Annotated in this window: 19 protein-coding genes; 12 read left to right on the top strand and 7 right to left on the bottom strand. The window is 43.3% G+C overall.

What is annotated here, in order from left to right:
- The 3 genes from BJP37_RS01110 to mtnB all read left to right on the top strand — a co-directional run bounded on the left by BJP37_RS01110 (window position 1) and on the right by mtnB (window position 2,678).
- On the top strand, window positions 1-1,089 hold the full coding sequence (locus BJP37_RS01110) for a RuBisCO large subunit C-terminal-like domain-containing protein (RefSeq protein ID WP_075895810.1): 1,089 nt from the start codon (window positions 1-3) through the stop codon (window positions 1,087-1,089).
- A 256-nt stretch (window positions 1,090-1,345) separates the two neighbouring features.
- Entirely contained in the window at window positions 1,346-2,002 is a 657-nt protein-coding gene (locus BJP37_RS01115) for an HAD-IB family phosphatase (RefSeq protein WP_075895812.1), read from the top strand.
- Window positions 1,995-2,678, top strand: a complete 684-nt coding sequence (mtnB, locus tag BJP37_RS01120; RefSeq protein WP_075895814.1) for a methylthioribulose 1-phosphate dehydratase — start codon at window positions 1,995-1,997, stop codon at window positions 2,676-2,678. Before BJP37_RS01115 ends, mtnB begins: the two co-directional genes overlap by 8 nt.
- A 59-nt stretch (window positions 2,679-2,737) precedes the next feature.
- On the opposite strand, the gene BJP37_RS01125 is transcribed toward mtnB, so the two are convergent.
- Both BJP37_RS01125 and BJP37_RS35280 read right to left on the bottom strand, forming a co-directional pair.
- Complete coding sequence (locus tag BJP37_RS01125; protein WP_075895816.1) at window positions 2,738-3,832, bottom strand: calcium/sodium antiporter; 1,095 nt, start codon at window positions 3,830-3,832, stop codon at window positions 2,738-2,740.
- Window positions 3,833-4,169: 337 nt separating this feature from the next.
- Window positions 4,170-4,388 (bottom strand): hypothetical protein, encoded by a 219-nt coding sequence (locus BJP37_RS35280; protein ID WP_143727411.1) that lies wholly within the window; start codon window positions 4,386-4,388, stop codon window positions 4,170-4,172.
- A 723-nt stretch (window positions 4,389-5,111) separates the two neighbouring features.
- On the opposite strand from BJP37_RS35280, the gene BJP37_RS35285 reads away from it, so the two are divergent.
- The 4 genes from BJP37_RS35285 (at window position 5,112) to BJP37_RS01140 (ending at window position 8,703) form a co-directional block, all read left to right on the top strand.
- Window positions 5,112-5,381, top strand: coding sequence for a hypothetical protein (locus tag BJP37_RS35285; RefSeq protein ID WP_143727412.1), 270 nt, complete (start codon window positions 5,112-5,114; stop codon window positions 5,379-5,381).
- 57 nt (window positions 5,382-5,438) lie between these two features.
- Window positions 5,439-6,290, top strand: a complete 852-nt coding sequence (gene rfbF, locus BJP37_RS01130; RefSeq protein ID WP_075895818.1) for a glucose-1-phosphate cytidylyltransferase — start codon at window positions 5,439-5,441, stop codon at window positions 6,288-6,290.
- A complete protein-coding gene (locus BJP37_RS01135; protein WP_075895820.1) occupies window positions 6,214-7,278 on the top strand; it encodes an NAD-dependent epimerase/dehydratase family protein in 1,065 nt (354 codons plus the stop codon). Before rfbF ends, BJP37_RS01135 begins: the two co-directional genes overlap by 77 nt.
- Before the next feature lie 207 nt (window positions 7,279-7,485).
- Entirely contained in the window at window positions 7,486-8,703 is a 1,218-nt protein-coding gene (locus BJP37_RS01140; protein ID WP_075895822.1) for a class I SAM-dependent methyltransferase, read from the top strand.
- 123 nt (window positions 8,704-8,826) lie between these two features.
- On the opposite strand, the gene BJP37_RS01145 is transcribed toward BJP37_RS01140, so the two are convergent.
- Complete coding sequence (locus tag BJP37_RS01145) at window positions 8,827-10,332, bottom strand: HEAT repeat domain-containing protein (protein ID WP_075895824.1); 1,506 nt, start codon at window positions 10,330-10,332, stop codon at window positions 8,827-8,829.
- Between the two features lie 954 nt (window positions 10,333-11,286).
- On the opposite strand from BJP37_RS01145, the gene BJP37_RS01150 reads away from it, so the two are divergent.
- From BJP37_RS01150 to BJP37_RS01165, 3 genes are all read left to right on the top strand, one after another.
- Window positions 11,287-12,516 carry a class I SAM-dependent methyltransferase gene (locus BJP37_RS01150; RefSeq protein ID WP_075895826.1) on the top strand — a complete coding sequence of 410 codons (1,230 nt, stop codon included), beginning with the start codon at window positions 11,287-11,289 and terminating at the stop codon, window positions 12,514-12,516.
- Between the two features lie 562 nt (window positions 12,517-13,078).
- Window positions 13,079-14,287, top strand: a complete 1,209-nt coding sequence (gene lhgD, locus BJP37_RS01160; RefSeq protein WP_075895830.1) for an L-2-hydroxyglutarate dehydrogenase — start codon at window positions 13,079-13,081, stop codon at window positions 14,285-14,287.
- A 103-nt stretch (window positions 14,288-14,390) separates the two neighbouring features.
- Window positions 14,391-14,657: a hypothetical protein gene (locus BJP37_RS01165; RefSeq protein ID WP_229415147.1), complete on the top strand. Its 267-nt coding sequence runs from the start codon at window positions 14,391-14,393 to the stop codon at window positions 14,655-14,657.
- Between the two features lie 95 nt (window positions 14,658-14,752).
- Here the strand turns inward: BJP37_RS01165 and thiS are convergent, their stop codons facing one another.
- Together thiS and BJP37_RS01175 are read right to left on the bottom strand one after the other, a co-directional pair.
- Entirely contained in the window at window positions 14,753-14,977 is a 225-nt protein-coding gene (gene thiS, locus BJP37_RS01170; RefSeq protein ID WP_075895832.1) for a sulfur carrier protein ThiS, read from the bottom strand.
- Window positions 14,978-15,063: 86 nt separating this feature from the next.
- Window positions 15,064-16,146 carry a thiamine phosphate synthase gene (locus BJP37_RS01175; RefSeq protein WP_075895834.1) on the bottom strand — a complete coding sequence of 361 codons (1,083 nt, stop codon included), beginning with the start codon at window positions 16,144-16,146 and terminating at the stop codon, window positions 15,064-15,066.
- Window positions 16,147-16,351: 205 nt separating this feature from the next.
- Between BJP37_RS01175 and BJP37_RS01180 the strand changes: the two genes are divergently transcribed.
- A complete protein-coding gene (locus BJP37_RS01180; RefSeq protein WP_075895836.1) occupies window positions 16,352-18,565 on the top strand; it encodes a DUF1565 domain-containing protein in 2,214 nt (737 codons plus the stop codon).
- A gap of 78 nt (window positions 18,566-18,643) precedes the next feature.
- Here BJP37_RS01180 and BJP37_RS01185 read toward each other — a convergent pair whose 3' ends face one another.
- Both BJP37_RS01185 and BJP37_RS01190 read right to left on the bottom strand, forming a co-directional pair.
- Complete coding sequence (locus tag BJP37_RS01185) at window positions 18,644-19,255, bottom strand: alpha/beta hydrolase (protein WP_075905640.1); 612 nt, start codon at window positions 19,253-19,255, stop codon at window positions 18,644-18,646.
- 332 nt (window positions 19,256-19,587) lie between these two features.
- Window positions 19,588-20,817: an RNA-guided endonuclease InsQ/TnpB family protein gene (locus BJP37_RS01190; RefSeq protein ID WP_075895838.1), complete on the bottom strand. Its 1,230-nt coding sequence runs from the start codon at window positions 20,815-20,817 to the stop codon at window positions 19,588-19,590.
- A 63-nt stretch (window positions 20,818-20,880) separates the two neighbouring features.
- Here BJP37_RS01190 and tnpA point away from each other — a divergent pair, with 63 nt between their 5' ends.
- On the top strand, window positions 20,881-21,288 hold the full coding sequence (gene tnpA / locus BJP37_RS01195) for an IS200/IS605 family transposase (protein WP_075895840.1): 408 nt from the start codon (window positions 20,881-20,883) through the stop codon (window positions 21,286-21,288).
- The last annotated feature ends 15 nt before the right edge of the window (window positions 21,289-21,303 follow it).

A 21,303-nucleotide genomic window follows, 5' to 3' on the forward strand; every position in this document is an offset into this window, starting at 1 on the left:
ATGTCCATTGAAGTTGACTACCGCTTTCCAAGCGGTGTTGATGTCGAAAAACAAGCGAAAATGATTGCTGTTGGGCAAACCGCAGGCACCTGGAATGCTCGTTTTGCCCATCTCGAAAATGTGTTTCGCTCCCATCTTGGTACTGTTGTTCAAGGTGTCATTAACCCTGATGGTTCTGGTTTGGCTACCATCCGTTTTCCCGAAGCTAATGTGGAAAACGATATCCCTACTCTACTAACCATGATTTTTGGTAAATACTCCATGGCAGGGCCAGCTAAAGTCATGGCAGTGCGCTTGCCAGAACACTACGGTAGGCATCCCAAATTCGGAATTACCGGGATTCGGGAAAGACTAGGAGTAGTTGACCGTCCCCTGATTATGGCAATTTTTAAGGCAGCCTTGGGACTCTCAGCGGAAGACCATGGGAAGATTTTACAAGAGGTTGCTGGAGCTGGACTTGACATTATTAAAGATGATGAGATTCTGGGGGATTTGGAGATAGCACCAACCCTGAAACGTCTAGAAGTCTGCCGTAAGGTACTTGATGAAATCAAACAGCAAACTGGGCGCACTGTACTCTATGCCATTAATGTAACTGGTTCGGCTGACAAATTGCTTGATAAAGCTCATACGTTGGTAAAGGAAGGGGCAAATGCCCTGCTGCTGAATGTCTTGACCTACGGTTTCTCTGTCCTAGAAGCCCTAGCTGCTGATCCAGAGATTAATGTGCCTATTTTTGCCCATCCCGCCTTAGCAGGAGCACTCTGTGGAGCCCCAAACCACGGGATGGCTTACTCAGTGGTTTTGGGAACCCTGATGGCTCATGGTGGGGCAGATGCGGTGCTATATCCCGCCCATTATGGTAGTTTACCCTTTGACCCAGAGGAGGAAAAGCGAATTCGAGATAGTTTGCGATCGCGTAATGTATTTCCTGTGCCCTCCGCTGGCATTCATGCTGGGATTGTGCCTAAGGTTGTAGCAGATTACGGACAAGAGGTTATTCTTAATGCTGGAACTGGCATTATGGATCATCCCGATGGTCCTGCTGCTGGCGTTAAAGCATTTTTTGAAGCCATACATTCATTATGAGGTAATCAGGTAATCGGGTTATGGGGTAATGACAAGATGGTGTTTATCATGATTATGGGGTACATTTTGATTTCTTTACCATACTCTGTAATCATCACACAGTAATATATAATCCCACGAAACCCCAAGGTATTAAGTACCTCACCTGTTTGATAAATGCCATAGCAATGCCTATAGTAATACTATTGATCGTGAACATATCGTCAACAGCCACAGTTCTTACTCAGGACTGAGCACTCTTAGACTAAATACCATTGTGAATCGAGTTGTATTCTGCGACTTCGACGGTACCATTACCGCCGTTGAAACCTTTGTGGGCATGCTCAAACACTTTGCTCCCGAGTTGTCCGCCCAAATTATGCCCCAGCTGTACAGTATGAAGCTGACTCTGAGGGAAGGTGTGCGCCAGATGTTAGAGTCAATTCCTTCAGCTAGCTATCCTGACATTATTGCCTACGCTCAATCCAAACCGATTCGGCCTGGTTTAGAGCAATTGTTAGACTTTCTTGATACTCAAAATGTCCCTTTCATTGTCGTTTCCGGTGGTTTGCGCTGCATGGTGGAAACGGTTCTCAGTCAGGGAAGCACGGGGAAAAAATCCTTACTTGAGCGGGTAGCAGCTATTTATGCTGTTGATGTGGAAACTACCGGGGATTTTCTAAAGGTAACCTCTGAGTTTGAAGGAGAGACAGAACTTGTGTCTAAAGTGCGGGTGATGGCACAACACCCGGCTCAAGAGCAGATCGCCATTGGCGATTCGGTAACGGACTTGAATATGAGCCTGAAAGCCCCGGTAGTATTCGCCCGCGATCGCCTCAGCAAATACCTGGAGGAGCGCCAAAAGCCCTACATTCCGTGGGATGATTTTTTTGATGTACAACAAAAGCTATCCCAGCGGTGGAACAATGGTTAATCATGGCTCCTCAATCCGAAATCACCACCAATTACTATCAGCTATTGATCCAAGACCAACCTTAATTACTGCTGCTAGTCACTTCTATCAATTAGGTTGGATGGTGGGGACAGCCGGTAACCTCTCTGCTAAACAGCCCGATGGCAGCTTCTGGATTACTGCGAGTGGATGCCATAAAGGGCAGCTAGGCAGCAAAGACTTTATTCGCATAGCCACTGATGGCACAGTAGTAGAACAACCATCACCTGAATCTCGTCCTTCAGCTGAAACAAGCATTCATCAAAGTATCTACTCTTTATTCCCAGATGCTAAAGCCTGTTATCATATTCACACCATTGAGTCGAATTTAGTTTCTGGCTTCACTAAAGACGATACCCTGCCTTTGCCGCCGCTAGAAATGCTTAAGGGCTTTGGAGTACGGGAGGAGAACCCTAAAGTCACGGTACCAGTATTTGTCAACCATCTAGATGTTTCTCGCATTAGTAGTGAGATATGCGATCGCTTTCAGGCTGCACCGCCATCAGTCAATGTCCTATTGATTCGCAACCATGGTATAACGGTTTGGGCGTCTTCCACCGAACGTGCCCAGATCTACTTGGAGTTAGCTGATTATATTTTTCGATACATGGTAGCTGCTCGACAAATTGAGCTTAGCACTACCTCAATCAAGAATTAACAAATACAATTGCTGAATTGCTCAATCGGAACAATTCAGCAATTATTTAAGGCAATTATTTAACCAGACTTGATGCTAGTCCGTATACTGCCCATCACCAAAATCACTAGGGTAACTATGGTTAGGGGTACGACAAATGTCATCATGATAGTACTAAATTGTGATAAAGCTTGGTGTTGTGTGGCGTTTAGGAACAAATACAAGGTATAGGCACCGTAATAGCTTAAAAAGAGAAATCCCTCCCACCGGGAAATTTGATAGCCAGTAAAGAAAATTGGCAGACAAGCCACCGCTACTGCAATCATTACTGGAATGTCGAAGTTTAGGGCAGGAGTTGACACCTGTATACCATCAGGCACAATCAAGCTACACATCCCCAGCACCAACAGGATATTAAAAATATTGCTGCCAATAGCGTTACCTACGGCAAGATCTCGCTCACCACGGACACTGGCAATAATGGAGGTGGCAATTTCTGGAAGAGAGGTGCCAACAGCGATAATGGTTAAGCCAATAATCAACTCGCTCCAGCCAAACATCTTGGCCATAGCAATAGCCCCATTAATCAGCCAGCGGGAACCTAGTACTAACATTCCTAAGCCGAAAACAATCAGCCCTAACTGATTAACTATCTTTTTAAGGCTAGTACGAGACTGGGGATATTTGGTTTGAGGGGTATCCTGGTCTCGGATTTTCTGATTTTCTTTGCGACTCTGAATAATGGTGAATAAACTATATGCGATCGCGCCAGCCAACAGGATGCTGCCATCGACTCTACCCAGTTGGCCATCCAAGCTCATAAACAAGAGTAGGAATGATATGGCAATCATCAATGGTACATCTAATCGCACCAACTGCCGGGATACAACCAAAGGTAACATAGTTGCCGATATTCCCAAGATTAGCAAAATATTGGCAATGTTGCTGCCAACGATGTTACCAAGGGCAATATCAGCTTGTCCGTCATAACTTGACTGCAATGCTACGGCTAATTCTGGGGCACTGGTGCAGTAAGCGACTATAGTCAGCCCGATCACTAAGGGGGAGACACCTGCTACCAACGCCAACTGTGATGCGCCCTTGACCAATATTTCCGCCCCAACAACCAAAAGTACAAAGCCAGCAATAAATAAAATGAGAGTGATTATGTTCATTGGCTGTGTGTGAGTAAGTCATTGAGGACGAGTTTACTTCATCAAGCCTGAAAGTTGCTATAACCTCGACTTAGCCCTTATAATTATTGGCTAGGGTTTATTAAAACCGCAAACACCTCAACAGTAATACAGATAAAGCAAATTTTTTACTGTGTTTCTCCAGGTTTAGTTTTAGTTTTTAACTAATTTATTAGCTAACTGTTTTATATTATTTTTCTTAACAAACTCTCTAAAAACAGTTGCTTTAAAGACAAATAGATAAAAGGTGGAATGGTACTGTAGTAGCGGTTCGATAGTCTACTTGGCGAATGGCGGCTGTGTCATCGGGAATATAGCACTACTTATTCAAGGTTAGGACATTGATACAAGCTGAAGCGCTAATGCACGTGAACTTTTGCCTCTTGCCTCTTGCCAATGCCATTGCGCGTAGCGCTATACCATCACCTTTGGCACCGTAATCCCACACATTGACCATGTTCCCATCCAAAGGATAGAGGGGATTCGCTGCTACTGAAGAACTGACCAAGCTGGAAAAGCTAGCAGGTAAGCGGATCACCAATAGTAGGCTGCACAGGCTGAGGGAGAAGAGCGTGAGCTTGGCTAGGTAGGCTGAGGGAGAAGAGCATGAGCTTGGCTAGGTGCAGAGGAATGCCTACTAGATTTTTAAGTCTTTGGGATTGATATTTAGGCGTTAAATGTATAAAAAATAACACTTTATGAATCAGTCTTGCCAAACCTTTACTGATCATCCAGTGGTAGCAGTTCTTAGTTAATCTTGTTTTTAGCATTGTTCTAATACCACTTTCTGTCAAAAAAATTACAATACTTAATATTTAATTAATGATTTGTTTTTTAATTTAATTCAAGCCAATCTGGCAACAGATCTAACTACAACTTGGGTTTAATTGAAAATACTGAATGATATCAAGTCTGGTTAATTACTTTCCCAATAATCCCTGAATTTTTGGTAATGCGTAATGGGTGATGGCTCATCATAAACTAGCAATTACTAATTACTAACTACCAACTCACAATTACTAATTACCAATTACCAATTACCAATTACCCGTTCAGGAATTATGATCATTATTCAACCGAATTTGATAGGATACATCGATAGGTTTATTGATGACTGAATTCATAACTATATGGGGTGCATCTCATATTTGTAAAAAAGTGCGGTAGGGTGCGTTAGGGGCGAGCTCACCAAAACGCAAGCTGTAGCAAGTGTTGAGACAGTGCGTCCCGTAACGCACCACCAGGTCAAACTGCAAAAGCGATGCAGCGCGGTCTTGGGGAGGCAGTGCGGTCTTGGGGAGGCAGCGCGGTCTTGGGGAGGCAGCGCGGTCTTGGGGGTTCCCACGGGGCTTACAAGGTGCGTTCACGTAGTGTCTCCAAAGGAGAATCGCGGTGTTCCGCACACAGCCCCTCCCCACTCGCTATTGCCGTGGTTTCCCCCATGAGCGACTGCCGTTCCCCCAGCAACTGCCGTGGTTTCCCCCATGAGCGACTGCATCAAGACAATGAGATGCACCCACTATATGATTGAGTTGACGTAAAACCTGTTAGTAATTTTGTTGTTAGTAATTTTGGTCTCAACAGTCATATGAAAGTAGCAATTCTTGCCGGTGGTCTCGGTACTCGTCTAGCGGAAGAAACCGACACAAAACCAAAGCCAATGGTAGCAATCGGAGGGCGACCAATCCTCTGGCATATCATGATGCATTATTACCATTATGGCTTCCAAGATTTTGTGATTGCCCTAGGTTATAAGGCAGAAGTTATTAAAAAATACATGGTGGACTATAGTTCACTTAATAGTAACTTAACGGTCAACCTTAACAATGGCAAAGTCATCCAGCACGGTGGTGTAGCACCGGATTGGACAGTTGATTTAATTGATACTGGTATTTACACCAATACAGGCGGTCGGATTAAACGGCTCGCTCCCTACGTAGGCAATCAGACATTTATGCTCACTTGGGGAGATGGGGTTTCTGATGTTAATTTAAATGCGCTCCTGGAATTCCATCGCTCCCATGGCAAATTAGCTACCTTAACTGCAGTACGTCCACCTGCACGTTTTGGTTACTTAGACCTAGATGGAAACCAGATTACGGAATTCTCTGAAAAGCCTCAAACCAGAGAAGGCTGGATCAACGGTGCTTTCTTTGTTTTAGAACCCGGAGTTTTTGATTATATCGATGGCGATGACACCCAGTGGGAAAAAGCACCACTGGAGCGACTAGCCAAAGATGGGCAACTGATGGCCTATCACCACACTTCATTCTGGCAATGTATGGACACCTTACGCGACAAGCGCAGGTTAGAAAGTCTGTGGAACAGTGGCAATGCACCTTGGAAAATTTGGGAGGAAAATAATGCGAGTATTAGTAACTGGTCACAAGGGCTACATCGGCACAGTGATGGTGCCAATGCTACTAGCTCAAGGGTATGATGTATTTGGTCTTGATAGCGACTTATTTGAAAAAAGTACCTTTGGTGAAGGAATCCGAGAAATTCCAGAGCTAAAAAAAGATATCCGTGACGTTACCGCAACAGAACTAGAAGGATTTGATGCTTTAATCCACTTAGCAGGGCTTTCCAACGATCCTCTGGGGAATCTGAATCCTGACTTAACCTATCAGATTAATCATGCTGCTTCAGTTCATTTGGCTAAGTTAGCCAAAGCCGCAGGCATTGAGCGCTTCGTCTTCTCATCGTCCTGTAGTAACTATGGTGCTGGTGGTGATGACTGGTTGACTGAGGAATCATCCTTCAACCCTGTCACTCCTTACGGCATTTCTAAAGTTCGTGTCGAGCAAGATGTTACTCAGTTAGCGGACGATAACTTTAGTCCTACCTTTCTGCGGAATGCTACGGCTTACGGTGTTTCGCCGCGTTTGCGCTTTGATTTAGTACTCAATAACTTGGTGGCTTGGGCATTTACCACGGGTCAAGTGTATATCAAGAGCGATGGCACCCCTTGGCGTCCCATTGTCCATATTGAAGATATTTCTCAAGCTTTTATTGCAGTGTTGGAAGCACCTCGTGAGCTGGTACACAATCAAGGGTTTAATGTGGGACGGAATGAGGACAACTATCGCATTCGAGAGTTAGCCGAAATTGTCAAAGAAACAGTTCCAGGCTGCGAAATTGAATACGCTAAAAATGCTGGACCCGATAAGCGCTGTTATCGCGTTGATTGTAGTAGGATCATTCAGACATTATCCGAATTCAAACCCCAATGGAATGCCCGTCGGGGAGCTCAAGAACTCTACCAAGCTTATCAAACCGTAGGCTTAACCTTGGAAGAGTTTGAGGGACCGAGGTATCAGCGTATTGCTCACATCAAACAATTACTTAGCACTAGCAGATTAGATCAAACCCTGCGTTGGCGTACCCAGCTACCTACATCTCCTAAAATACAACCTATTACTGTTTAGGAGCTGTTGGGTCATTGGTAATCGCTAATCGGTAATCCTACTCTAATTACCAATTACCAATTACCAAAAGGGCGTCAATTTTTTTTTTACTCTGATTCCATTAAAACCATCTTTACTATTGTATTTTGTATTTTGCATTTTACTTTTTTACTTAAAAGGTAAAACTATGTCGTTCACTTTTTATGAGAATTTATATAACTAGTTAAAATGCCTATTTGCCGTGCTAACAGCACTGATGACTTAGAGTTAATTATTTCCTTCGGTTACACCCCCTTAGCTGATGGATTACTCACTAAAGAGCAGTTATATAAACCTGAATATACTGCCCCATTAGATCTGGCTTTTTCTCCTAGCAGTGGTTTAGTCCAAATCACCGAAAGTGTCCCCCCGGAAATCCTATTTTGTCGAGACTACCCCTATTTTTCTTCTGTATCAAAATCGTTACTAAAACACTTTGGAGATAGTGCCAAAGCCATCATTGAGTCAAGACAACTCAATAGCAACAGTCTAGTGATTGAAGCAGCTAGTAATGATGGCTATATGCTCAAGAACTTTGTTGAAAAAGGAATTCCGGTGCTGGGAATTGACCCAGCCTCTGGACCTGCGGAAGCTGCTCAAAAATCAGGTATTCCTACTCTTTGTACATTCTTTACGAAAGATTTGGCAATAGAGCTACACTCTGAAGGACGGAAAGCTGATGTTTTTCTTGCTAACAATGTCTTGGCTCATGTGCCAGATCTGAATGGCTTTGTAGCAGGGATTGGCGTTCTGCTAAAAGACACTGGTGTAGCAGTAATTGAAGTCCCCTATGTGGTTGACTTGGTAGATCACTGTGAATTTGACACTATCTACCATCAGCACTTATGCTATTTTTCAGTAACTGCTTTAGATCGGTTGTTTAGGAAACATGGTTTATTCCTAAATGACATCCAACGTACTCCAATCCATGGGGGTTCGTTACGCCTATTTGTGGAGCCTAACGAACAGGTTAAGGAATCCGTAAAATCTCTATTAGCAGAAGAAGTAGCGCGGGGAGTTGACCGCATTGATTACTATCGTGATTTTGCTAATCGTGTTCAGGAAATTAAGCTTTCTTTACTGGATATACTCTGGGATTTGAAGAAACAGGGTAAAAAGGTGGCAGCCTATGGAGCAGCAGCTAAAGCAACTACTCTGCTCAGTTATTTTGGGATTAATAAAACCCTGGTGGATTATGTAGTGGATTTAAATCCGTTCAAACATGGTCGCTACATGGGCATTAATCATTTACCTATTTTTCCACCATCAAAACTGTTAGAGGATAAACCCGATTATGTGTTGCTGCTAGCTTGGAATTTTGCTGATGAAATTTTGCAGCAACAAGAAGCATATCGACAACAAGGAGGGAAATTTATTATTCCGATTCCACAACCAAAGATTGTTTAGAGTTGACGGTTGACGATCAAGTAAGGGAGTAGGAAGTAGGGAGTAGGGAGTAGGGAGCCATCACTATTCCATAAAATCCCAAATTGGTATACCTCACCTATTTGATAAATGCTATAATTTAAGTCAACTTTGGTAGTTTGGGAGGGTACGGATACTTGCCAATTTTTCTTTAGCGAACTTCTGCACTTTCTGATCTGAGTCATGCTTTGCTCTATCTCGCAATAGTAGTAGAGTTTGGGGATGGTTTGGATAGTCATCAATGATTGCTGTCAGGGCAATTTGCCGAGGGTTTTCTTCCCGGCGCTGCTTGCGATAAAAGGGATCATTGACAGCGCGAACGCACAAAAATTCAAACATCCCAGGTTGATTTTTCCAACCACAGATTAATTCTGTCATAACTGCTGCTCGCACACGGCAATGCGGATCTGATTCAGCTCGTTGTTGGAGAAAATGTAAAGTGTCTGGGTGATCTTTCCAACCACGGACTAATTCTCCCAGCACTGCTATTCGCACATCCAAATTCCGATCTGATTTAGCCCGTTGTTTGAGAAAAAGTAGGATATCCGGTTCATCTTCATCTTTCCAGCCACGGGCTAATACTTGCACTGCTATTTGCCGCACATATCCATTCCGATCCGATTGAGCCAATTGTTTGAGAAAGGGTAACGTATCCGGGTGATTTTTACAACTACGAGGTAATGCTTCGGCTGCTGTTTGTCGCACAGCCAAATCCTGATCCGATTGAGCCAATTGTTTGAGAATAGGTAACGTATCATGATGATCTTGCCAACTAGAAGCTAATGCTTCGGCTACTGCTTGTCGAACAGCGGCATCCTGATCCGATTCAGCCAATTGTTTGAGGATGGGTAAGGTATCTGGATCATCTTTCCAACCACGAGCTAATGCTTCAGCTACTGCTTGTCGAACAGCGGCATCCTGATCCGATTCAGCCAATTGTTTGAGGATGGGTAAGGTATCTGGATCATCTTTCCAACCACGGACTAATTCTGCTACTGCTGCTTGTCGCACACGCCAAGACTGATCTGATTGAGCCAGTTGTTTGAGAATAGCTAAGGTATCGTGGTGATTTTTCCAACCATGGACTAATTTTGCCATTGCTACTCGTCGCACATCGGAATTGTGGTCAAATTGAGCCAGTTGTTTGAGAATGGGTAAGGTATCCGGATGATCTTGCCAACCATCGACTAATCCTGAAACTGCTGCTATTCGCACATCGGCATCCTGATCGGATTGAGCTCGTTGTTTAAGAATAAGTAAGATATCACGTTCACCCTTCCAACCACGAGCTAATTCTTGCACTGCTACCTGTCGCACATACCCATTCTGAACCGATTGAGCCAATTGTTTGAGTAAAGGTAAGGTAACCGGATGATCTTTCCAACCATGGGCTAATGCTTCGGCTGCTGCTTGTCGTACATCCCAATACTGATCCGATTGAGCTAATTGTTTGAGGATGAGTGGGGTATCTGGGTTATCCTGCCCACCACAGACTAATTCTGCCACTGTTACTGCTGGCAGATACCCATCCCGATCCGATTGAACCAGTTGTTTGTTGTGAAGGTTAAAATCTGGAATAATATCCTGATTTTTTCTAGGATTTTTATCCATTTTATCGAAAATTTTAAATTAATAAACGGCATTAAAATCTGGAAATTTATGGTAAAGTCTGAATCTAGTTTTACCCCATTAACCTAGTATAACAAAACCTATGATTTCCAAGCCGATTTGCCTAATAACAACCAAATATACTTAAATCTCAAAGTCGCATAAGGTTCCACTATCCGGCAATTACTCAATTCATTCAGCTCATGCCAATTCTATGTACAAGTACCTTTAATCATTATTGAAAAATTAGTAGGTAGGGTGATAATGTTGCATCATTCGCAGTAGGGGAATCGTTAACTTCAATGCCAAATAAATTCATCAATCAGCTATGGTAAACCACAGGGGAAAAACTGCTGAAAAATCTAGCTTGGTTTGCGATTCCAGGTATCCAGGTGATTGGTGATAAAACCATCTTTGGTCAGGAGGTAGCTAGAAGAGCCATTGAAAAACACATGACCTTTCCAAGGTACCCGGAATGTGTCACGCACGAACTGTCCAATGGGTGCATCTCACTTTTGCTATTTGACGCGGTGGTGCGTTACGGGACGGACTGTCCCAAAACTTGCTATGGCTTGCGTCTTGGCGAGCCCGTCCCTAACGCACCCTACGCCACTTTTTTACAAATATGAGATGCACCCCTGTCCAATTTGCCGTGATCACCTTTTCATCGGTTTGAGAGATATCATGCAGAACGAAATAAATTGTGCTAAAAAATAGCCGAGCGTTAAATCTCAGTATCTAAACTATAATTCGATAGTTTAATTTTACTTTAAATCGACTAATTTGGTCTTGAAATTAACTATTTTTTGTATAAAAATTATAGGCAATATCTTGCTAAGACAGGGTTGGTATATCGTGCTTAATGGTCTGAATTACCCGCTCAATCTGGGATTGATATTGATTGGCACTCAAATCCTATGAAGTCATCACATTTAAATTCTAAAAGAGTCACTCAAAATGATACAACAAGCATTGTCCAAAAATTTTGCTCACACACAACCGATTTCATTATCAGAACATATTTGTCCCAACTGTGGAAACCAAGGATTGTCCCTATTTTATGAAGTACATAACGTACCAGTTCACAGTTGCTTAATGATGTCAACCCAGGAAGCAGCTCTAGACTTCCCTTGCGGTGATGTGGTTTTGGGGTTTTGTCAAGACTGCGGCTTCATCACTAATGTTTCCTTTGATCCCAGGTGGTCAGCTTACGCTCCCAATTATGAAGACCAACAGAGTTTTTCCCCAACCTTCAATCAGTTTGCCCTTGATCTAGCCAATCATCTGATCGACAAATACGACCTTCATAACAAAGACATTATAGAGATTGGTTGTAGCAAAGGAGATTTCCTCTTGCTGCTGTGCGAATTAGGTAACAATCGTGGTGTTGGTATTGACCCGTCTGCTGTAGTAGGACGAGTCCAGAGTGAAGCCGCTGACCGGGTCACCTTTATTCAAGACTATTACTCAGAGCGCTATGCTGAGTATGTAGGTGATTTTATCTGTTGTCGCCATACCCTAGAGCATATTTATCCTACCGCTGAGTTTATTAGTACCGTGCGCCGCTCCATTGGCGATCGCCTCAATACCGTTGTGGTGTTTGAGATACCAGATACCATACGAGTACTCAAAGACTTAGCTTTTGAAGACATTTACTACGAACACTGCTCCTATTTCACCCCTGGATCCCTAGCGCGATTATTCCGTAACTGTGGCTTTGAAGTTACTGACCTGTATCGAGCTTATGGTGAACAATATTTGTTAATTGAAACCCGACCTGTCACCATCCCATCTGAGAAAGTACATCCTCTGGAAGAGAGTCTTGAGGAAGTTACTCAGCATGTCAAAAACTTCACCAACGAGATTAGCAAGAAGCTGGAGAATTGGAGGCAGCACTTAGAGCAGATGCATGCTCAAGGCAAGCGTGTTGTAGTTTGGGGTTCAGGTTCCAAGTGTGTGGCTTTTCTAACCACTCTTGATACCACAGACAAAATTGAATACGTTGTGGACATTAATCCCCATCGTCATGGGAAATTTATCCCTGGCGTTGGTAAACAAATTATGGCACCAGAGTTTTTAAAGGAATACAGACCTGATCAGGTGATTGTCATGAATTCCATATATTGTTATGAAATTCAGCAAATGTTGGATAAGATGGGAGTAACTACAGAGGTTATATCTCTATAAACATCAGTCATTAGTCATGAGTTATGAGTCATAAGTCAAAAATTAAAGACTTATGACTCATAAATTGTTTACTGGAGTTGTTTAGGTGTACTCGGGAACTATATTTTTTCTGCACAGACTTGGAAAAAATTTTTCCATCAGAAAGCACCCAGCAAAGTTTAGCAATAACCGAAGGATTGGATTCTTGCGGGGGAAAGAGTATTTGTCATTTGTCATTGTTTATTATTTGGTCGCCCCTTCAGGCCAAAATGGCAAATATACCAATAAGTTTTATGGTAAAAAAAAGTATGGTAAGTGAATAGGCTTACCAATTTTTTTTGATGATTAATTAATTGTTTATAGCGGTTTATCCTCCAATAAGGAGGTAGACCATAAGTCTCAATGAAAACATTTTTAGCTTCAAAATGTACCTCACCATACAAAAAAACACTATATTCTCCATTATTATACCTTTCTCAGGGATACGGTTAACTTTTAATATTCAACATTCAACATTCAACTTTGAACATTCAACATTCAACATTTAAAGTTAAAATTAATAGTTTCAGTAATAAAAATAACCATGTACGACTTGGCGATTATTGGAGGAGGAATCATTGGCTTATCCACAGCCATGGCATTGGGTCAACGTTATCCAGATGCCAAAATTATGGTACTGGAAAAAGAGAGCAGTTGGGCGGCTCACCAAACTGGCAATAACAGTGGTGTGATTCATTCTGGAATCTACTACAAACCAGGGAGTTTCAAGGCTAAGTTTTGTTACGAAGGAAACCGCTCGATGGTGGCATTCTGCCAAAAGCATGGCATTGATTATGACATCTGTGGCAAAGTGATTGTAGCAACTGAACCAGAAGAACTACCATTGCTGGATAGTCTTTACCAAAGGGGTTTGGAAAATGGTATAGAGATTGCCAAGATTACTGGTGAAGAGGTTAAGGAAATTGAACCCCATGTCCGTTGTTTAGCTGGAATTCGAGTTTATTCGACTGGGATTGTAAACTACAAGCAGGTCTGTGAAAAATACGTTGAACTGGTTCGTGTCCAGGGAGGGGATTTACTTCTCAATAGTAAGGTTGAACAAATCCTGGAAACTGGGGATGGTTTAGTGCTGGAAACCAACAATGGTAACTATCCCACTCGCTTTGTGATCAACTGTGCTGGACTACATAGCGATCGCATTGCTAAGTTGGGTGATGCTGAGCCTCCAGCTAAAATCGTTCCTTTCCGGGGTGAGTACTATGAACTCAAGCCAGAGAAACGCTACCTAGTCAAGCACTTAATTTATCCAGTTCCTAATCCAAATTTTCCTTTCCTAGGGGTTCATTTCACCCGCATGATTGATGGCAGTGTCCATGCTGGACCCAATGCTGTACTCAGTTTCAAGCGGGAAGGTTATCGAAAGACTGATTTTGACCTGCGAGATTTTGTGGAGGTCATGACCTATCCCGGTTTCTGGAAACTAGCTGTCAAACATGGAGACGCAGGAATTCAGGAAATCATCCGCTCCTTCAGTAAAGCTGCCTTTGTTAAGAGTTTGCAACGGCTGATTCCTGAAATCCAAGCAGATGACTTAGTTCCCACCCATGCTGGGGTCAGAGCTCAAGCCTTAAAAAATGATGGCAAGTTGGTGGATGATTTTTTAATTGTCAATAGTCCTAAAGCAATGCATGTGTGTAACGCTCCCTCTCCTGGTGCTACGGCTTCTTTGGAGATTGGTAATGCGATCGCTAGTGAGATCCCGACACTGAAAACTCTCGAAAGGGTGATCTGACCCAAGTTTCCTTAAAAGCTATCAGCCGTCAGCTATCAGCCGTCAGCTGATAGCTGATTATTTGTACTTTCCCTGTACTAGTCTCATGGAGTGAAAACTTGAAATGAACAGGTTATCTAACCACAACTGTCCTGTATGTGCCTCTGCCGATTTAGAGGTGTTTTTTGAAATGTTGGCGGTGCCAGTGTACTGTAATCTCCTGTGGCGATCGCGTCAAACTGCTCAAAACTGTCCTAAGGGAGATATCAAATTAGGGTTCTGTCCTAGCTGTGGTTTTATTAGCAACCTAGCGTTTGACCCTATCTATGAACAGGAGATTCGACAGTTGTGCAAAAATCTAGGTCTAACTCCTGAGCTAATGTGTGTTTGACTGTCTTTTAACCTTGGCTTTGGTGATATCAAGTCCAGTTGAATACCCATGATCAAGAAGATTGATGGGGACATTGTCAAATAGGTCCTTTGAAGTCAACCGCCGCCAACAATTGTGACAATTTCCAGCTGGTCTCCCTCCTGCATTTGAGTCTGGTTCCAAAACTGCCGATGGAGAATTTCACCATTATATTCTACTGCCACCAGGCGCGGATTTAAGCCTAGCTGTTCTAATAGCTGGGGTAGTTTAGTGTCACAAGAGCAGGTACGGGATTCACCATTAACTTCAAGGGTAATTTGAGTTGTGTTGTTAGAAATCATCAATGAATATTCACCACCAAGCTGTTAAAAATTAGTCACCATTACTAAATACCTAACACGTCCAACTATTATCAAGTTTGATGACATTAGGGTTTAGAAACCCCAGCTTCAAGAGATCGAAGAGTGTGCTCTCGTTTGAGCTGGGACAGAAAATATTGAGTCACTAGAGTTGGTTGTTCCGCCTCCATGATTCCCCGGACAACCGCCACTCGTTGAGCTCCGGCATCCAAGACATAGTTTAAATTGTTTGGATCAATTCCCCCAATTGCAAACCATGGAATTGTAGCATGCTCTTTAGCATACTTGACATAATCCAAACCAGCAGCTGGCTTACTCGGTTTAGTAGGGGTTTCATAGACCGGTCCAACACCAATATAATCTGCTCCTTCAGCAATTGCCCGGTGTAGTTCATCAGGGTTAGTAGTCGAGCAACCAATGATACGCTGGGAGCCGAGTAGCTGCCGTGCTAAGGAAATTGGTACATCCTGTTGTCCGATATGAACTCCATCAGCCTCCACTGCCAGAGCTAAATCTACCCGGTCATTCATAATAAACAAAGCACCATAGTGATGGCACAGCTGGCACAATTTCTGAGCATCAGCTAGTTTGTCCCCATCATCTGCTTGTTTTTCCCGGTACTGTACCAAGGTTAGTCCACCTTGGAGGGCAGCCTCTACCTTGGCAAACCACTGGTCTGACAAGGATGTAATCAAGTAGAGATGCGATCGCTCTAGCAACTGATGACGCTGATATCCCAGTAAATTGCTTTCTAGGCTGTAAACCCGATAGCGCATCTGCTTAAAGGCGATCCCCATCTGAGCATCGTATAGCTTACCATATTCTTCCAACACCCGTAGTGCTTCTTGCACCCGACACAAATTAGCCTGTAAAAGCTGCTGAATGCTGGAACGTCGTTCTTCCTGGGGATGAGTTAGTCCAGTCCCTGGATCTCCTGAGGTATCTCGGAAGATCCTGATTTCCGAGCTGTGCCAACGGGCTAATTCCTGGCGCATTTCCTTGCACTCCCCAGCCATCTGGGCGCTGTTGAGACCAAAGCGGCACCACTCCTCAATAATTCGCAAGCCTTCTCTAGCTCGGTCTAAATTTGCATCCAAAATTCGGCAAATCGCCGCTTTTTGAACCATAATGCCGCTGTCTTGCTCTTCCATTACTAACTACTCCATTATTATCTATCCTAACAGTGGATGGAAAGCTTGTTTCTGTGGTCAGTAACCTTTAGCAACGGACACATTTCAAGTGATAAATGATTACAAATAGATTACAACTATCCTAGTTTATGGATACGATCAAGCTTGACATTCAACTCAACTGTTATGTCAAATTCCATGAACATTGGACTAAAGGAGAACAGCCATGAGTTTGATCATAATTAACACTATAGAATTAACTATTTACCTTCGCTTAGCGTGGCCCAAGGCCAATCCCGTAGCGTGGCAGAAGGCCAATCATTCCCACTGCCATCACCAACATCACCAACATCAGCCTAGACCCTTTGATCTTGGGTTACCAGTAACAACGATTTTGCTGGGATTAACCTTTAGCATCTTCAGCCAAGTTATCCCTTCAAAAATGGTGCCACTAGGATTAGGAGGAACCACAGCTTTAGCCCAATCAACTCAGGATGATCGGGGAATCAAAATGGATTATACCATAGAAAGCAAATTTTTGTTTGTAAACCCAGTTACCGGAAACGACAGTAGTGGTGATGGCACCCAGGATTCACCGTTGAAAACTATCACTCAGGCGCTACAAGCTGCCCAGACCAATACTGTGATTGTACTCTCTAGGGGTATCTACAGCAGTGAAATGGGTGAAACCTTCCCCCTACTTCTGAAACCCGGTATCAAGCTACAGGGCAACCCCCGCACTAGAGGTCACGATGTGGTGATTCGCGGCGGTGGTACCTTTGTTAGTGCCACGGCTGCTAGTCACGATGTCCTAATCGTAGGTGCTGACCAAACAATTATTTCTGGCGTAACCCTTAACAATACTAATCCAGAAGGTTATGGTTTGTGGCTGGAAGTCGGTTCGGTTTTAGTGGAAGACAATACCTTAACTGGGAATAGCAAAAGCGGGATTGCTGTGGAGGGAAATAGTACACCAACAATTCGCAGTAACTACTTCTACAAGAATAAAGGAAATGGGCTCAGCATTTACGGAACCTCAAACACTCAAGTGGATGACAATGTATTTGAAAATAATGACTTAGGAATTCTGATTGCCGAAAACGTTGCACCCCATATCGTTAATAATCGCATCACTGGCAATAAAAATGGGGTAGTGGTTGAAACCAATGCTCAACCATTTTTCCAGAATAACCTGATTGAAAATTCCCAACTGGATGGATTAGTCCTCAAGGTGGGAGCTAATCCGGATTGGGGAAATTCAACAGAATCAACAAACAATACATTAAACAATAAATTAAACAATATATTTCGAGGGAATGGGCGGTTTGATATTAACAATCAGGACTCTGAGCCTACTGTGATCGCTTTTGGTAATCAGCTAGAAGAGGAAACTAACAGTGAGGTTAATTCAGGGGAAACTGAAAACGATATCATTCAAGAGTCGGAGGTTGAAACACCAGCTGTTAGTAAACCAGCTGTTAGTAAACCAGCTAGTACACCTGATGCTTCTGACAACCAAGCCGTTGTCATGGCAGAAAACTCTAATCACTCACAGAAGACTACACCTAATTCTCAGGAGAATCCCACTACCCCCAGCCAAGTCGTCCCATCCCAACCACCTGCCGAGAAGGAACCTACAAAGGAACCGACATCTGCTCAGGTCTCAGCAGCTTCATTTCCTGTTCCATCGAGTTTGGAGTCTCAGCCATCTACCTCGACTGATAATATCGGCAAAGACACAGCACTAGATAATTCTGCAAGTACTGAATCTTCTAGAGCAGCAGCAAGGTCCCAAACTGAGAGTCAGCAAACCTCTGAAACCCAACAGCCTTCTGATGCTAGGACTCAACGTTCACATTCTGAACCCCTGACACCCCTGACTCTGAAAGTTATTCAAAATCAGGAGCAGTCATCTTTTGAGGAACCAACATCTCCAGCCAAACCAGGAGAGGATTCTAGCAGTTTTACTCCAGCTTCACCGTCACAGGAAGTGATTGATGGGTCAAGTGACAGGTCAAAACCAACACCGGCAGCAGCCTCGACTGAGGACGTTAACGTTATGATGTCAATGTCTAGTCAGATCACTACACCGGTTAATCAAAATACTAGTAATCAAAATACTAGTGCTAGCTCCAATTCAGGTAGCTCAATTCCAGTGTTTTCTACAAGTACCCAATCAAACTCGGAACAAAGGGGACCTCAAGGGAATAATCCTACTTCAGCTCTACCCAGTCAGGGTTACCGGATTTTGGTAAATGCTGAGAGTGAGCAGCAACAAGATTTAATGCGATCGCTAATTCCCGATTCTTTCCTGACTTCCTTTGAAGGAAGAACTGTGATGCAAGCCGGATTGTTCACAACCCTCGAAAATATTGATCGGGTGCTGAAATTACTCAGTAGTTATGGTTTGAGCACCACTATTGTGCCTCTAAATTACTGATCAGACCAAAGAGGGAATAATGTTATTTCTAGTTTAAAGGTATTCCAGAGAAGTTAGGATATTGACGATCTCTGTTGACTATCTATTGAATAAAATAAATTCCCGGAGCAATTCTAAAAGCTCTAATGAAATCTCATGACCCATATCTAATTCTCTGTACTGCACTGCTGCTCCCGAGTTGAGCAAATAATCTCGTAACCGGTGAGCAGCACTTAAAGGAACAACCGTATCTTGTCTACCATGGACAATTAAAATGGACGGCAAGGATGAATCAACCTTTTGAGGGGTTCGATGCATATAGCCACTCAAGGACGCTAAACCTGCCAGGGGTAAGGTTAACCCTACATCTAGAGCCATTGCCCCACCTTGAGAAAAGCCACACAAAATTGTGGAGGACAGGGGAATACCTGTAAAACCTTGAAGAGAATTGAGCCAGTAGTTCAAGCGCTCTTCGCTTTCTTCTAATCCTCGATAGTCGTCTCTTGCCAAGTCGTACCACATTCTGCCACCAGTTACCTGAGGGTGGCTAAAAGGAGCATCGGGAATTAAAAATTGGGTGTTGGGCAAGTTTAACGATGGCACTAGAGATGCCACAGCTTGAGCATTAGCACCCCAACCGTGTAACGCTACGACCAATCGTGCTGGTCGTTGACCGTTTGCTGGTGGAATTGAAATCGCTTCGAGAGACAGGCCTCTTACTCCTGAAGAACACAACGGATCAGCATTCCAGATAGATGGGCTGAACTAGCGCACATTGACCCTCTCCCCTAGGGAGTAGGTTTGGGGAATTAATCGGGGCTGCAACTAAAGATAAGCCGAATAGCGAACTTTATGGCGCGCTTTTCTGGTTTCAGCCCAAGATATCTGTTAGTCTGAGAATCCTATCACCAATCCGCTACATTTGTAAAGCTGTCGTGCTTTAGGATAATGTGGCGAACACTATCAACAGTAATGGCTCCGTGACATACTCCCGACGTTGCCCTAACGGGACAACGCGGGCTTCTTGCCAACACCAGGTATTCCTATCGGGCTTTGCCCGACGCTACGCGAACGGTTGCTCGGCAAGCTTTACTTCTGACGGGATGCCCCACCGCCAAATTTAAGATATTCTTGGCCGCGTTAATGTCTCTGTCTTCTGTGTACCCACAGTGAGGACAAGAATGAATGCGGTCAATCAATTTTTTAGGTACTTTTTTGCCACAATTGGAGCAGTTCTGGCTGGTGTTCCTAGGATTTACCGCGACCGTTAACAACCCAGCATTTATGGCCGTAGGCCACGCTACGCGAACGGCTTTGGTTGCAAGGATTGACAGAAATTGACCCCATCCAGCATCAAGAACTGATTTAGCCATTCTAGTCCTAGCTAGACCTTTGATATTTAGTTTCTCGTGAGCTACTAGGTCGTGGCTGTCTAGCAGGTTTTTAGCTGTCTTAAAATGAAAATCTTTTCTGGTGTCAGCTACTTTTTTATGAGCTTTGCCGAGCTTAGTTACAGTCTTCTTTCTGTTGTTGCTGCCTTTCTTGGATCGGCTAACAGCTTTTTGGATTTTTTTTAATCGTTTTTGAGCCTTCCGGTAATATTGAGGGATTTCAACTGATGAACCATCAGACCTGATCAAAAACGACTTAAGACCCATGTCAATCCCGATCGGGTTAGATACTTCAGCTGCCGGAATAATTTCGGGGACAGTATCATCTTGGATCGACAGTGTGACATAGTACCCGTCGGCTTTGCGGGTTATGGTAGCGGTTTTGATTTTAAAGCCGTCAGGGATTGGTCTGTGGTAGATCATCTTGACCCAGCCAAACTTGGGTAGTTTTAAAAGATTACCCTTGATGGGATTTTTTCCAAGAGATGGAAAAGTCAAAGAACGGTACCGACCTTTACTTTTAAACCGAGGTCTTCCACTTCTCTTTCCTTTGTAATCGCCCTTGATAAATCGCTTAAAAGCTAGATCTACTCTCTTGACACAATCCTGTAACACATGAGCATGGATTTCCCCATACCAGGGTCTATCACTCTTTAATTGAGGTAAAGTTCGCTTTTGTGAGAAGTAGTCGGGATTGTCTCTAAGTTCTGGTAAATAACAGACAAGCGGGCAAGCATTAATCGAACAGCGATTTTGCTCGTACCAACGAAAACGATCTGCCAGTAGATAGTTGTACTGATAACGCAACATCTCTAGCCACCTTTCTATTTCGGTGACCTGAGTCTTTGTTAAGCGTAATCTGTACTGATAGGCAGAGCGCATGGTGTCTATAATCAACGTTACCATATTAGTATACACTGATTATAGCACTCCCATCCGAAAATTATGAAAAATGATTTTGTTTCTAGTGGTCGAGCCGTGTCAGATATGAAGGCTCACCTGGTTTTGACCACAAAATACAGACGAAAAGTCTTTACCAAAGAGATGATTGGACGACTACAGGAACTATTGTGGGAGCTTTGCAATAAATGGGACTGCAAGATGATTGAAGCCAATGGAGAAACAGATCATATACATCTTCTGTTTCAGTACTATCCCCAGTTGGAACTTCCTAAATTTATCGGCAATATTAAATCTGTCACAAGTAGGAGGCTTAGATCTGAATTCCCAGAACTTTTTGATACTTATAAGAAGGCTGTACTTTGGAATGAGTCTTATTTTATCGCTAGCTGTGGAGGTGTTACCGTATCCCAGTTAAAGATTTACGTCGAAAAGCAAAATACTCCTGATTGACAATTCCGCTTCGCT

The organism is Moorena bouillonii PNG, from assembly GCF_001942495.1.
Classification (GTDB): Bacteria; Cyanobacteriota; Cyanobacteriia; order Cyanobacteriales; family Coleofasciculaceae; genus Moorena; species Moorena bouillonii.